Consider the following 13,877-nt stretch of genomic DNA (forward strand, 5'->3'; position numbering starts at 1 on the left):
AAACTGAAAGATTAAGTTATCGTAAATGTTCATAACGGCAGGTGATCTGCAGTTAAAGCAATATGGTATAATACCGGGTGGTGACAATGAAGGGGGATTTATGCGATGAAGCTTATCGACTTGAGCGTGCCGGTCAGTCCGAGCATCCGCGAGCCGCTGCCGGCAAAAATCGAGTATGCGACTCATGAGGACGGGGCGCTGCAAGCGGCGGAGGCACTCGGCCTCAAGCAGGACGATTTTCCGGAAGGCAAGGCGTGGGCGACGGAAACGGTGACGCTGAACACGCATGCTGGCACTCATATCGACGCGCCGTGGCACTACTGGCCGACTTCGGAAGGAAAGCAGGCAAGGACCATTGACGAGCTGCCGCTGGAATGGTTTTATTCCGATGGCGTGGTGCTCGATTTCAGCGGGAAGCCGCCTGGTTACGAGATTCAGACGGATGACCTGATTACCGAGCTGAAACGGATCGGGTATACGCTGAAACCGCTCGATATCGTACTTATCAGGAGCGATGCGGACAAACGGCTGTATCACGAGCATTATGCGTTCCTTCACGCCGGGGTATCGGCAGAGGCTACGCTGTGGCTGCTGGATCAGGGAATCAAGGTAGTCGGTACTGACGGCTGGGGCTGGGATATCCCGCTCAACCTGCAGGCTGAAGCGTATAAGAAGCAGCCGAGGGAAGGCGTCCTGTGGGCGGCGCATTATGTCGGTAAGGACCGCGAATATTGCCAAATCGAGAAGCTGGCCAATTTGGAGCAAATACCGAAGCCGTTTGGCTTCAAAGTCAGCTGCTTTCCGGTCAAAGTCGAAAAGGCGAGTGCCGGCTGGGCCCGTCCGGTCGCAATCGTGGAGGAGTAATACGAAAAAACAAAAGCCGATTTTTCCTGCGACAAGAGAGGAAGAATCGGCTTTGTTCAAGTATAAGAGTATAAAACCCACTATGCCTTTGCTTATATTTCTGAGGGAAGAAATCTGTTGCGCCTCCAGAAGACGGCGTTAGCCGGTTCTTCTTGATTGGTTTCAACAGATCCCCCCGTTACAGACCAGAAGCGAGGGGACTTTCATCCCCAACTTATAGACTTTATAAGCTGCGGCTCAGCCGAGTCCGCGCCAGTCCGGCTCGGCCCTTTCCTTCCAAACAGCGCGGATCGCTTCATATTCGGCCTGCCCGAGCACTCCATTCTGCAGATAGGCGGCATTCTGCTGCCATCTGCCTTCCCTGGCCGTGCCGACGATCGCCGAATGGACGCCGGGAACGGCCAGGGTGAAGCGGAGCGCCGTCTTCAGCACGGCTTCGCCGTCCTTTTGCAGAAAATCGTAGTCCAGCTTCTGCAGCCGGTTCCAGTTCTCCTGATGGCGCTCGTTATTGATATTCTCCGGCGCGAACCAGACGGCGTTGGCGACGGGGCGCTTGGCCACCACGCCGATGCCCTGCCTGGCCGCCTCCGGCAAAGTCAGCTCGATCGCTTCCTGATCGGCGATGCTGACAGAAGTCTGGAGCGACTGGAACGCTCCGCACTGCACGGCATAAAGCGCGGCATAATGGTCGCCGCTGTAGCCCGCGAAGCGGATCTTCCCCTTCTCTCTGGCCCGCAGCAGGACCTCGATAACGTCGCCTTGGCGCAAAATGGCCTCGGAGCAGTTATGCAGATGAATGACGTCGATATAGTCCGTCTTCAACCGCTTCAGGCTGCGGTCGATCGTTTCCTCCAGCAGAGAAGGCTCCCAGTCCGGGCGCTCATACCCCGCCACCTTGCCGTGCCCGCATTTGGTAAACAAATAATAATCGCTCCGGCGATGGCCGACTGCTTGCCCGATCAGCTCTTCGCTGTCGCCGTAGCATTCGCCGGTATCGATCAGATTCAATCCCGAATCAAGGGCGCTGCCGAGCAGCCGTTCGATGGTCTTCGCTTCGGCTTGAATAAACCCGATTTCCGCTGCGCCAAACCCGAGCATGCTCACCTGCATGCCGGTATTGCCGTATTCCCTTCGTTCCATTTCCGCCACTCCTCTTCTTCAGCATTGAAGTTGAATTGCCTGTCATCATCATTATGGCATATGTCTGGCGTCCGTAATGTAGAGGATTCTGACCTGTTTGGCGGCATCGCGGCGGAGGGCGTGGTTCGAGGATGCGGTGACCGCCCGCTGCTTTGAACCGCCGAAGGCGGCAAATACCGCTTCTCCAATGTTTTGTCCCGTAAGACTGGCCTAGAGCTTAATAAATCGGCTATAATTAATGTAAAGCAAAGTAGAAAGCGGGGACAGTATGGGACGTAAGTGGAACAATATTAAAGAAAAGAAAGCATCCAAGGATGCGAACGTGAGCCGTATTTATGCAAAGTTTGGCCTGGAAATTTATGTGGCGGCCAAGAAGGGCGAGCCCGATCCGGAATCAAACCGGACGCTGAGGGTTGTACTCGAACGGGCTAAAACATACAATGTGCCAAAAGCGATCATTGACCGCGCGATTGAAAAAGCAAAAGGCAGCGGCGATGAAAACTATGTAGAACTGCGGTACGAGGGCTTCGGACCGAACGGCTCAATGGTCATCGTGGATACGTTGACGAATAACGTAAACCGCACGGCTCCGGAGGTTCGCTCCGCATTTAATAAGAATGGCGGCAGCATGGGAGTAAGCGGTTCGGTATCGTATATGTTCGATTCAACGGCTGTTTTTGGCCTGGCGGACAATTCATTGGATGAGGTCATGGAGCTATTGCTGGAATCTGACGTTGATGTGAGGGACATTGTGGAGGAAGACGGGATCATTATTGTTTATGCCGAGCCCGATCAATTCCATGCCGTCCAGGAGGCGTTCAAGAATGCCGGTATTACCGAATTTACCGTTGCGGAGCTGACCATGCTTGCCCAGAATTACGTAACTCTTCCAGAGGATTCCCAGGCGCAATTCGAGAAATTGATTGACGCGCTGGAGGATTTGGAGGATGTTCAACAGGTGTATCACAATGTGGAGCTGGGCGAATCGGACTAGCTTGTGAACCATGCTGGCGGGATTCAAAATCAGGATCATTCCACGGGAAGCCGCGTATAACGCGGCTTTTTTTTTACTTTATAGCCCCGCAGCCTCCGGCCGGGCGGATGAACTGACCTGAGAAATCGGGCTATTTTAAAATAATTCGTGCATCGCTCTTATATGAACTTTCATGCTTACTTGTTACTCTTAATAGCAGAGCAGGATATTCATTGTTCAAAAACAGGAGGGTTAACGATGTTGAAATGGAAGCGTTCTCTGACAGTCTTCGTTGTAATTGCTTTAGTAGGCTTGCTGGCCGCATGCGGCGGCGGAAATGAGCCAAACAACGGTTCGGAGTCTGCGGGCTCTGCAGCAGAAACGGGAGATAAGCCGGTCAAGCTGCGCATTATGTGGTGGGGTGCCCAGGAGCGGCATGAGGCAACACTGGCAGCGCTTGATCTGTACACGAAAAACAATCCGAATGTTACGTTCGAACCGGAGTATTCCGGCATAGACGGTTATCTGGACAAGTTGTCAACGCAGGCTGCGGCCAATAACGCGCCGGATGTTATTCAACTGGATCCGGGCTGGACTCCGGATTGGGCGGCCCGTAATCAATTGGCTCTCTTGACGCCGGAAGTCGATGTAAGTAAAATTGATCCGAAATTGCTGGCCGGAGGACAAGCAGACGGCAATCAATACGCCGTGCCGCTGGGTTCTGTCGCTTATGGGATGATCTTCGACAAGGCGGCGCTGGATAAGCTCGGAGTTAAAACGCCAGCCAATGACTGGACGTGGGACGATTTCTTCGCATTGGCGGAGGAAACCAAAAGCAAGCTGCCGGACGGACAGTACTTTACCAAGGATTATGCAGGCGACTACTTTGCCTATTCGGCATTCCAGTACAGCAAAGGCAAAGGCACGATTGTGTCGAAGGATGGCAAATTCAACGTTGATGAGGCTACCTTTCTGGAATGGACCAAAAAATTCGAAGAGCTGCGTAAGGAAGGAATCGTTCCTCCGGCAGATATCAATTCATCGGACAAAGAGTTTGATCCCCAGCTGGACTTGATGGTTGCCGGCAAAATTCTCATTCGTTTCAGCTTTTCCAATAATTACGGTTCATGGGACAGCTTAAAGCAGGGAGCTTACGCGCTTGTGGAGATGCCCCGTTCGACAGAAGCGGGCGGATGGCTCAAGCCTTCCATGTATCTGGCCGTTTCCGCAGCCTCCAAGAAAACAGACGAGGCCAAAAAATTCGTCGATTGGTTCGTAAACGACCCCGAGGCGGCTAAAATATTGAAGACCTCGCGCGGGCTGCCGGTTAATAAGGACAATGCGGCCGCTTTGGAAGCCAGTATGAGCGAGATCGATAAAGTCGGCATGGGGCTTCTTCGCGAAACGGAGAAGGACGGACAAACCTGGACAGCCGGACCTGGCGGCTGGACGAATTATGTGGACAAGGATTGGCCGCTTGTCCGCGATTCGCTCAGCTTCAACAAGATAACACCGGAGCAGGCTTTCGAGCAGCTGAAGTCGGCAGCAAAGGCATATGAATAACAAATAATGAACGTAAGGCCCGGAACAGGCATTGTTCCGGGCCTGGCGTTATTGAAGGGGAGGCAGCCATGATGATATGCATTAATGACGTCTTGAACAAATTAACGGAACCCGTTGACCGGCTTGAGCGAACGGTAGACGGGCTGGAGTCAGGAGATCCGTCCACAGCTGTGCAGGGAATCGCAACCACGTTCATGGCGACGCAGGACGTGATTGAACAGGCAATTGCAGCGGGAGCGAATCTGATTATTTCGCATGAGGGGACATTTTACAGCCACCATAACCAAGGCGAAGCCTTGCAGCATGATCCGGTCTATCAGCAAAAACAAAAGCTTGTCGACGAGTCCGGCATCGCTATTTACAGGTTCCACGATTATTGGCACCGTTATCGGCCTGACGGGATTATGGCAGGGTTAATCCAGGAATTGGGCTGGGCATCCTGTGTGATTGAGCATCAGCCGGCGGCTTCAATTGTCACTGTTCCGGCTATGACCGTCCAAGAAATAGCCGAATGCGCGAAGCGCAAACTGGACATCCCCTACGTACGCGTTGTCGGGGATTTATCCATGACATGTACCCGGATCGGATTGCTGGCAGGGTACAGAGGCGGAGGCGCCTTGTCCATCCCGCTCTTGGGGAAAGAGAATGTGGACTTGATTATAGCAGGGGAAGGCCCGGAATGGGAGACTCCGGAATATGTGCGCGATGCTGTCCATCAGCACAGACAGAAGGCTTTGATCATGCTGGGTCATGCCCAAAGCGAAGAACCCGGGATGAAGTATCTGGCCAAGCGGATCGAAGATTGGTTTCCTGCGATTCCGGTTCATTTTATTTCCGGGAAGCATGCCTTCCGACTGGTGTAACCCCGGGGAGCGGCGTGACCGCGGGACCTTCTGGAAGAAGCGGCGAATATGCCGCTTCTTCTTTTTTTTCGTTATATTTTGAAAGAATTCGAGGATTCCTCTCCTTTAGTCTATGGGAACCCGCCTTTATACTTAAAGTATAAAATTGATTACAAGAGGTGACTACACATGAAACGTTCCACAGCCGTTACCGCAAACATTACTGAGAACGCCAGGAAAAAGTGTTCTACCCCAAGCAGATGGAACGCTCCCGTTGCGGGCTACTTGTTTATTTCACCTTGGCTGCTCGGCTTTATCGGACTTACCGCGTATCCGCTCTTCTTGTCATTGTATTATTCGCTTACCGACTATACCTTGATGGAGCCCATCAAATGGGTAGGCACCCGTAACTACGAGCTTATATTTACGGAAGATCCCAAATTTGTGCAGTCCGTAAAAGTAACGTTCATGTACGTCATTGCATCCGTTCCGTTGAAGCTCGCCGCTGCCCTGTTCGTTGCCCTGGTGCTTAATAAGGCGATAAAGGGCATCAGCTTCTACCGCACAGCGATCTATTTCCCTTCGCTGATTGGCGGAAGCATAGCGGTGTCGCTGCTTTGGCGGAACATTTTCGGCGTTGACGGGATATTCAACAAAATTATTGCGGTCTTCGGCATAGAGGGAAAAGGATGGATCACAAGCCCCGATACGGCACTGGGGACGCTCGTTCTGCTCACGGTCTGGCAATTCGGCTCGACCATGGTCATTTTTCTTGCAGGACTGAAGCAGATTCCAAACGATCTGTACGAAGCCTCGTCGGTGGACGGCGCCAACAAGCCCATTCAATTTTTCAGAATAACGCTGCCCATGCTTTCGCCGATCTTGTACTTCAATCTTGTCATGGCCGTTATTGGCGCATTCCAGATGTTCACCTCGGCTTTTGTCATTACGAACGGGGGGCCGATGAACTCCACCTATGTCTATGCCCTTTACTTGTATGAGCGGGCATTCAGCCGGTATCAGCTGGGCTACTCCTCGGCATTGGCCTGGATTATGCTCGTCATCATTGTGGTGGCGACGGTCGTTATCGCCGGCACCTCGAAATATTGGGTGTTCTACGAAGCACAGCCGGGAGGGAGAAAGCGCAAATGACAAAAAAATGGAGTCTGGCTGTCCGGCATATTTTCATGATCATCTTCAGCGTCTTGATGCTGTACCCGGTCATTTGGTGGATCGGCGCATCGCTCAAACAAAACAGCGAGCTTAGCTCGCCGAACATTTTCCCTTCCGTACCCCAATGGAGCAACTTTGTAAAAGGCTGGAACTCGGTTCCCGGGCATTCCTTCACGGATTTTTATCTCAACACATTCGGATTGGAGCTTGCCGTGCTCATTGCTACGCTTATTTCCAGCACGCTTGTTGCGTTCGGATTCGCGAGGCTGGACTTTCCGCTCAAAAGCTTCTGGTTCGCCCTGCTCATGCTTACGCTGATGATGCCGGGACAGGTGCTGATTATTCCTCAATATGCCTTGTTTTATCAGCTGGGCTGGGTAAACACGTATCTGCCGTTTATCGTGCCTCACCTGCTGGCAAGCGGGGCGGGCGGAACGTTCTTTGTCTTCCTGCTGATTCAATTTGTGCGCGGGATTCCAAGAGAGCTTGACGAATCGGCCAAAATGGACGGCTGCACCTGGTTCGATATTTATTGGAGGGTCGTCATGCCCCTGACCAAGCCTGCTATCGTTACCGTCATGATCTTCTGCTTCCTGTGGAATTGGGACGATTTCCTCGGTCATCTGCTGTACATCAACTCGGTAGACAAATATACGGTCGGCCTGGCGCTGCGGATGATCAACGATTCCCAGTCCGCCCAGCAATGGGGCCAGCTGCTGGCGATGTCGCTTGTATCCATCATTCCTGCCACGCTCGTCTTTATGTTCCTGCAGAAGTATTTTGTTGAAGGAATTGCAACAACCGGGATAAAAGGATAAGATGAAGAACAATTAGGAGTCCAATAGCGGTAAAGCGGCGAATCTCATTCGCGGCTTTACCGTTTCTTTCGCCTGAAACGGAAGATAAGGGAAGTGAACCGGCATGACCAATCCGTTCAAAAAATTCAGAATCGACCGCCTCTTCTTCCGCAGCTTTGCCTTGCTGATCATAGTGGTCCTTGCCTTCGTCGCATGGACAAGCTACAACCTCTCGTCGAAGGCGCTTGTGCGGACCACCTCCCACTACCAGCAGCAATTGCTCGATGAGCTGAATAATGAAATCACGACGCGTCTTGTCATGATCGAGCAAATTTCGCTGTCTACCTCCCGGGACAATGAGCTGATCACCTTTCTTGTGAACACGCAGGATGAATTTGACCGGTACCGGGGGTACGTGGGAGTTGAACGCGCGCTGGCGAATCTGACCTATTCCATACCGCTTATCCAGGGAATCGATTTGTACATGGACCGCCCTCAAAGCGGGGATGCCAAAAGCTATATCCAATTTCGGAATATCAAGGATCTGAATAAACAGGATTGGTCTCAATATCTCGTCAACAGCGATTTTGCGTGGTCCAGCGAGCATGAGATTCCCAGCTTTCAAGGTGATGTTCCCGTGCTCAGCTTTGCCAGAAAGATTGTGTATGAAGACAAATATTTAGGTGTGCTTGTCGTTCATGTGAAGGCCAAGGAAATTCAGACCCTGCTGACGGGCAATTCCTCGGGATCGAATCGTATGATGACGAACACCGAGGGGCAGCAGTTTCTGAAGATCGGCCAGGCGCTGAATCAGACCGAGCTGTCCAAATGGATCGATGTCAAAAGCGACCAATCCGGTTATGTCCACATCCGGGGAAATCCGGAGGTTCGTGATTCACTCCTGGTTTATTCGAAGCTGACTGATTCCAGTTGGACATTGGTGGAAATCACGCCATGGGATCAAATTACGGCAAGCAGCTTCCAGCTGGCCGAGGTGATTGTACTTATCGGCATTGCAGCCGTTCTGTTGGTGCTGCTGCTTACCCACTATCTGAGCGGACAGTTCACGAAGCCGATCAAAGAGATGGTAACGGCGATGAGACAGTATTCTGTAAGCGGCAACAATGTGGAGCTCCCGGCGGATTACGAGAATGAATTCGGTTATTTGTTCGCCGGTTACCGTAAACAGAATGAGCGCATCGAGGAATTGTATCTTTCCGTTCAACGCCGGTATGAGCAGCAGAAAAAAGCCGAGATTGAGGCGCTGCAGGCCAATATCAACCCGCATTTTCTGTACAATATGCTGGATCAGCTCAACTGGATGGCCATTGAAGCCGGACAGAGCGAGCTCAGCCGGATTCTGGAGCTGATGGGGCGTATGTTCCGAATCGGCTTGTCTAATGGCGAGAGCTTCATCACAATCAGCGAGGAGCTTGAGCATATCAATTGCTATCTGGAGATCCAGCAGCTGCGCTGGGGAGGCGGATTGCAGTATACGATAGAGGTTCCGCAAGACATCCAGCATTTGTTTATTCCGAAGCTAACCCTTCAGCCGTTCGTGGAGAATTCGGTCGTCCATGGCTTTAATAAGCGAATCAACGGTCACATCCGTATTCGGATGAGCAGCAGGAATTATTCTTTACAAATCATCATTGATGATGACGGTACCGGACTCAAGCGCGTGGCGGAGGGGAAGCAGAAACGTCGTACGGGAGGCTACGGCATCCGGAATGTGCGGGAGAGAATCGCCGGTTATTTCGGAGATTGCTATGATGTTGTCCTGACGGATCGGGAAGAAGGGGGAACCAGGGTCGAAATTACCCTTCCGATGCTGACCGAGCCGCAGCCTAAAGAGCCGGCAGATAACAATCCCGTATAAATAGTTAAGCTTTAAAAAATAAAGCGTGAATCTCTAGAAATCCGGTGATCAACTGGCGGAGCAGGCGGAAATAGTTTGGAGAAGCGTAGCGCTCGCCTTTGTACCCCGAATTTAACAAATGAAGCTACCCAAAATCAAAAAATTCAGGGGTACAACAGCGATCGGAAGACGTTTTTCGCATGCGCAGCCAGATTTTTTCACCGGACTTCTAAGATTTGCATGTCTGATACGGATTGGTAGTATAAAGAGTGAAAGCGATTTCTTCGCTGCTGTTGAAGTTAAAGGAGGTCAGTTTTGTGTGGAAGATTGCCATCATTGACGATGAACGCCATGTGCTGCAAGGAATGAAGCGCGTTATTCCCTGGGATGAGCTGAATGCGCAGTGGGCGGGGGAAGCCTTGAACGGCGAAGACGGACTGGACTTGATCCGGGAGACCCAACCGGATATTGTGATCACCGATATTTATATGCCGGTGATGAACGGCCTGGATATGATGGAGCAGCTGCGGAAAGAAGGGTTTAACGGCAAAATCATTATTCTTAGCGGATATTCGGATTTCGAGCATGCTAGACAGGCGCTGAGGCATAATGTAAGCGATTATGTGTCCAAGCCGATCAGCGTGCCGACTTTAAAATCGATAATAGGTAAAGTTATTCAGGAGCTGGTGGAAGAAGAAGAGAAAAGAATCCGGCAAGGCGAGCTTGAGCATAAGCTGATGCTGTACGAGCCTTTCATCGAGAAGGAGTGGGTGCGATCGGCTGCTGTCGGCACACTGGACAGCTCCTACCAGAATGGCAGCCATCTGCCGCAGCCTTACCTCCACTGGCTGGAGAGCAATCATGCAACGATCGGCATTGATCTGGTCCGCGATGTCCGCGCAAGCGAGCTTTCGCTGTCTGACTGGAACCTGTTTCGTTTTGCCATCAGCAATATCGCATGCGAGGTCGCCGGTAAAGTGTTCCCCCATATGGAATACACGGAGCTCCACAGCACAAGAGCGCTGATCATCGTCCACCCGGGAGCCGGAAGCCCGGAGCAGGTGGAGAAGAAGCTGGAGGAACTGGGCCTGAAACTGATCGACAGCATCAAGCTTTACCTGAAGCTGGTTATTCGCGTCGGGATCGGTGGCGTTAAAGAGGAATGGGTGAAAATCCCGGATTCGACGGAGGAAGCCTTCCGCGCTATTGATCTGAGAGACCGGCGAGTTGTCCCTGCTTACGATTTGTTTGCCTACAGACAGAAAATAAGAGAGCAGGAATCGGTTGTCCTGTTTCCCGTCAAATTCTCTTATAAGCTGGCAAGCGCCATCAAAGCGTCCAAGGAGGCCGAAGCGCATCAGCTTGTTGCCGATTATATCGGAAAGCTGGAGAAGCAAGGCGGAATGACGCAGGATTATATACAGATGCTGGGAAGCGAGCTATGGGGCATTTTTACGTATTGCCTGTATGAAGCCGGACTGGTGCTTGACGATCTGTTCGCGAATGATCAGATTGCCAAAGAATTGTTCGGCCTGACCCGGCCGGAGCAATTAGCGGAATGGCTCACAACCAAAATATCCGTGATTTGCAGCAACCGGCAGTGGAAAGGGAGCAGCAAGCACAGGCAGGTCGTAGATTTTATGACGCATTTTATTCATGAGCATTACGCGGAGGAAGTGACTCTTGCCGAGCTGTCGGACAAGGTGTTTATTTCGCGGAATCATTTATCTATTATTTTCAAAAATATGACGGGTGAAACCTTCAACAACTATCTTACCCGGGTGCGGATCGAGAAGGCGAGAGAGCTGCTGCTTGAGCAGAATCTGATGGTATACGAGGTAGCCGAACGGGTCGGGTATAAGAATGTCCCCTATTTCAGCACCCTGTTCAAAAAAATCACCGGCATGAATCCGACAGAGCTGTGAGGGGCCCGGCCTGCCGCCGCCATGTATGACAGTTTCATTTTCAGCAAATCCAAAAGGCGTGCTAGAATTCCAGATGTTGAATCCGGAATTCCGGCATGCCTTTCTTCCTGATTATCTATAGAAAAGCAAACCATTTAACCCGGAGAAAAGGAAAGGCCTCTCCATCTCCCGATAAATAAATGTATACGCTTACAAATATCGTGCTATTTTAAAGCAAATCGTGCATCATTCGCATATGAATTTCTATCCGTAGTTGATACAATTTTCCCCATAGTCTGATTTGCCAGTGAGCGTGAGAGGGCGGTGACCGATACAATCATTAAGGCGTACTAATCCGGACCCCATTACATACCCGGTGGCGATTCCCAACTGACCTTCTGCTTTTTTTCTAATCGAAACGCCGAGAACAGGAGCGTGGATTCGATTGAGGATGAATTGGTATTACCGCATGCTGCTTTCGTATACTCCGATTTTCTTCGTAATTATTTCTTCCATTATTTTTGTGTTTTTCACCGTGCTCAATAATGCCTCCGAGAACAGATACATGGACACGAATCGAACGATTGTCGAGCAAATGATGCGCAATACCGATGCGAACCTGAAGCTGATCGAACGCAACGTCGTCAGCGGATTGGTGAATAATAACGCGATACAGGACTATTTCTCCGACAGGCCCAAAACCGTCTATGATTACTTCGTCATTCAAAAAAACCTGATCGATTTGAAATCGTTGTTTCCTTTTGTCCATTCCATCTATCTGTACAAGGAGTCCGACAGGCGGGTGCTGACCGACTCGGGAGCCTATCAGCTGGCGTCGTTTGCCGACAGGCCGTTTCTGATGTCCGCCTACGGCAGCCAGGGGTTGTCCGGCTGGACAAACCCGAGGGCCTATTCCCTGTCGATGCAGGACCATAATCCGCAGAAGGCCGTTTCTCTCGTCAAGTTATTCCCGAACGCATCGTTGAAGCAAGGAGCGGTAGTCGTCAGCATTTATACCGACTCCATCGTCGAATTTCTGAACGGCTTCGTTGAGAAAAGCAGCGGCTCCGTCCGATTGCTGGATTCGGAGCGACAGCCTTTTCAAACAGGAAGCGCAGCGGTCGATCCGCCGCAATTATATGCGCATTCCCCCTATACGGGATGGTATTACTATACCGACAGCGTGCATGCGAAGCAGTTTACTGTGCTGTCCTTTCTCTCGAATGTTTGGGTAATTGTCGTGCTGATCATGATCGTGCTGGCGCTCGGCGGATTTACGTTCATTACCCATATGCACTACAAGCCGCTTGAGGCTATCTTCGGGAAGGTCGGCGGTTATACGGTCCGCAAAGGCGAAGAGATTGGCATGAAGACCCCCCGCAACGAGTTTGCTTTCATCGAGACCGCACTGGATCATTTGCTCAAAAAGTCGCTTGATTACGACAATCTGTACAAAGAGGACACGGCACTGCGCCAGCAGCAGCTGTTTCAGGAGCTTCTGGCGGGACACCGGACATCAAGCCAGGCCGAGTGGGAGCGGCAAATGGCCGCACTCAGCCTGCCGCATGCATTCGACCGTCTTGGCGTCGTCGCGCTGGAAATCGATCATTATCGTGTATTTACCAAAAAGTATAAGCAGAGCGACCAGCATCTATTGAAATTCATTTTGGAAAGCGCTTTCCGGGAGCTGGCCCAGCAGCGGGATTTGTTCGTATGGCATGCCTGGATGAAGCCTTATCAAATTGTGTTTGCCGTGCACTTGTTTGAATCGGAAACGCCATACGGCGACACGATGCAATTGATATGCGAGGATTTTCGGACATGGATCAACCGCCATCTGGAGCTGACCATCTCGGCAGGGATCGGCGAGGAATCAAGCTCAATCCCTATGATCGTTCAATCCTGCCGCAATGCGCAGGAAAATGTCGCCTATAAAGCGGTTTTCGGAACGAACACCGTTATCGATAATCGAATGAGGCAAACAAAAGCTGACGGGGATGCCTATTTCTATTTCCAGGCCGTTCAGGATATGACGCAGTCCTTCCGGAAAGACGAGAAGAGCTGGAAGGAGAAGCTCATTGGAATTTTCGAATCGATGAACGCGACTTTAGTGACCAAACAGGCGATGGCGGAGTTTATGAGCAATGTGACGAGGCAGCTGACGAAAGAGCTAGGCATGTTGTCCCCGGATATTCAGCTCCTGTGGATGGAGTATTATGAGCTTTTATTCGAGGAGCTGGTGGACGATTCCGAAACGCTGGCAGAGCTGCAGGAGCAGCTGACGGCTGCAATGGAAAAGCTCGAAGGCGAGCTCATGCGGCAGCGCATCAACAGAAAGCATCATAGCGTTGCCGTGCAGGTGAAAAATTATATTGATGAGCATTACGCGGACCCGGGCTTGTCGCTCATACAGATTAGCGACAGATTCGGCCTGGAGTCCAGCACGCTCAGTCATTTGTTCAAAGAAGAGCTTGGAGAGAAGTTTATCGACTATGTACTGAAGCTGCGGTTTGGCCATGCTAAACGGCTGCTCGTGGAGTCGGATGAACCCATCTTAAGCATAGCGGAGAAGGTTGGATACAATCATGTCATTTCCTTCCACCGGGCCTTCAAGAAGCTGTACAACCTCCCTCCCGGAGAATACCGCAGCCTGCACCGTTCCGACCGTTAGATTACTGTGTTTTGCGGGGGGAATTCCCCGGTTTCCAAGAAAGGTTAAGTCTGTTTAAAGCGTAATAATCACGTTGTGCAGGTCTTGTTTGT

The 13,877-nt window shown here is 51.3% G+C and carries 10 protein-coding genes; 9 read left to right on the top strand and 1 reads right to left on the bottom strand.

The features are described from left to right. The first annotated feature begins 105 nt into the window (after window positions 1-105). Window positions 106-864: a cyclase family protein gene (locus AC0YOB_RS07990; RefSeq protein WP_475792400.1), complete on the top strand. Its 759-nt coding sequence runs from the start codon at window positions 106-108 to the stop codon at window positions 862-864. A 237-nt stretch (window positions 865-1,101) separates the two neighbouring features. Here AC0YOB_RS07990 and AC0YOB_RS07995 read toward each other — a convergent pair whose 3' ends face one another. Further along, window positions 1,102-2,004: an aldo/keto reductase gene (locus AC0YOB_RS07995; protein ID WP_475792401.1), complete on the bottom strand. Its 903-nt coding sequence runs from the start codon at window positions 2,002-2,004 to the stop codon at window positions 1,102-1,104. Between the two features lie 268 nt (window positions 2,005-2,272). On the opposite strand from AC0YOB_RS07995, the gene AC0YOB_RS08000 reads away from it, so the two are divergent. From AC0YOB_RS08000 to AC0YOB_RS08035, 8 genes are all read left to right on the top strand, one after another. Next, on the top strand, window positions 2,273-2,998 hold the full coding sequence (locus AC0YOB_RS08000) for a YebC/PmpR family DNA-binding transcriptional regulator (protein ID WP_475792402.1): 726 nt from the start codon (window positions 2,273-2,275) through the stop codon (window positions 2,996-2,998). A 237-nt stretch (window positions 2,999-3,235) separates the two neighbouring features. Continuing rightward, window positions 3,236-4,540 carry an ABC transporter substrate-binding protein gene (locus AC0YOB_RS08005; protein WP_475792403.1) on the top strand — a complete coding sequence of 435 codons (1,305 nt, stop codon included), beginning with the start codon at window positions 3,236-3,238 and terminating at the stop codon, window positions 4,538-4,540. 68 nt (window positions 4,541-4,608) lie between these two features. Next, window positions 4,609-5,403, top strand: coding sequence for a Nif3-like dinuclear metal center hexameric protein (locus tag AC0YOB_RS08010; protein WP_475792404.1), 795 nt, complete (start codon window positions 4,609-4,611; stop codon window positions 5,401-5,403). 168 nt (window positions 5,404-5,571) lie between these two features. Beyond that, entirely contained in the window at window positions 5,572-6,534 is a 963-nt protein-coding gene (locus AC0YOB_RS08015; RefSeq protein ID WP_475792405.1) for a carbohydrate ABC transporter permease, read from the top strand. Continuing rightward, on the top strand, window positions 6,531-7,373 hold the full coding sequence (locus AC0YOB_RS08020; protein WP_475792406.1) for a carbohydrate ABC transporter permease: 843 nt from the start codon (window positions 6,531-6,533) through the stop codon (window positions 7,371-7,373). Before AC0YOB_RS08015 ends, AC0YOB_RS08020 begins: the two co-directional genes overlap by 4 nt. 103 nt (window positions 7,374-7,476) lie before the next feature. Next, window positions 7,477-9,231, top strand: coding sequence for a cache domain-containing sensor histidine kinase (locus AC0YOB_RS08025; RefSeq protein ID WP_475792407.1), 1,755 nt, complete (start codon window positions 7,477-7,479; stop codon window positions 9,229-9,231). Between the two features lie 296 nt (window positions 9,232-9,527). Then, a complete protein-coding gene (locus AC0YOB_RS08030) occupies window positions 9,528-11,135 on the top strand; it encodes a response regulator (protein WP_475792408.1) in 1,608 nt (535 codons plus the stop codon). A gap of 430 nt (window positions 11,136-11,565) precedes the next feature. After that, complete coding sequence (locus AC0YOB_RS08035) at window positions 11,566-13,785, top strand: helix-turn-helix domain-containing protein (RefSeq protein ID WP_475792977.1); 2,220 nt, start codon at window positions 11,566-11,568, stop codon at window positions 13,783-13,785. Window positions 13,786-13,877 lie beyond the last annotated feature (92 nt).

The organism is Paenibacillus sp. JT31N17 (assembly GCF_056269255.1).

Excerpts from the sequence above, each read along its gene's own strand:
- AC0YOB_RS07990 (WP_475792400.1), top strand. The coding sequence starts at position 106 with ATGAAGCTTATCGACTTGAGCGTGCCGGTCAGTCCGAGCATCCGCGAG.
- AC0YOB_RS07995 (WP_475792401.1), bottom strand. The coding sequence starts at position 2,004 with ATGGAACGAAGGGAATACGGCAATACCGGCATGCAGGTGAGCATGCTC.
- AC0YOB_RS08000 (WP_475792402.1), top strand. The coding sequence starts at position 2,273 with ATGGGACGTAAGTGGAACAATATTAAAGAAAAGAAAGCATCCAAGGAT.
- AC0YOB_RS08005 (WP_475792403.1), top strand. The coding sequence starts at position 3,236 with ATGTTGAAATGGAAGCGTTCTCTGACAGTCTTCGTTGTAATTGCTTTA.
- AC0YOB_RS08010 (WP_475792404.1), top strand. The coding sequence starts at position 4,609 with ATGATGATATGCATTAATGACGTCTTGAACAAATTAACGGAACCCGTT.
- AC0YOB_RS08015 (WP_475792405.1), top strand. The coding sequence starts at position 5,572 with ATGAAACGTTCCACAGCCGTTACCGCAAACATTACTGAGAACGCCAGG.
- AC0YOB_RS08020 (WP_475792406.1), top strand. The coding sequence starts at position 6,531 with ATGACAAAAAAATGGAGTCTGGCTGTCCGGCATATTTTCATGATCATC.
- AC0YOB_RS08025 (WP_475792407.1), top strand. The coding sequence starts at position 7,477 with ATGACCAATCCGTTCAAAAAATTCAGAATCGACCGCCTCTTCTTCCGC.
- AC0YOB_RS08035 (WP_475792977.1), top strand. The coding sequence starts at position 11,566 with ATGAATTGGTATTACCGCATGCTGCTTTCGTATACTCCGATTTTCTTC.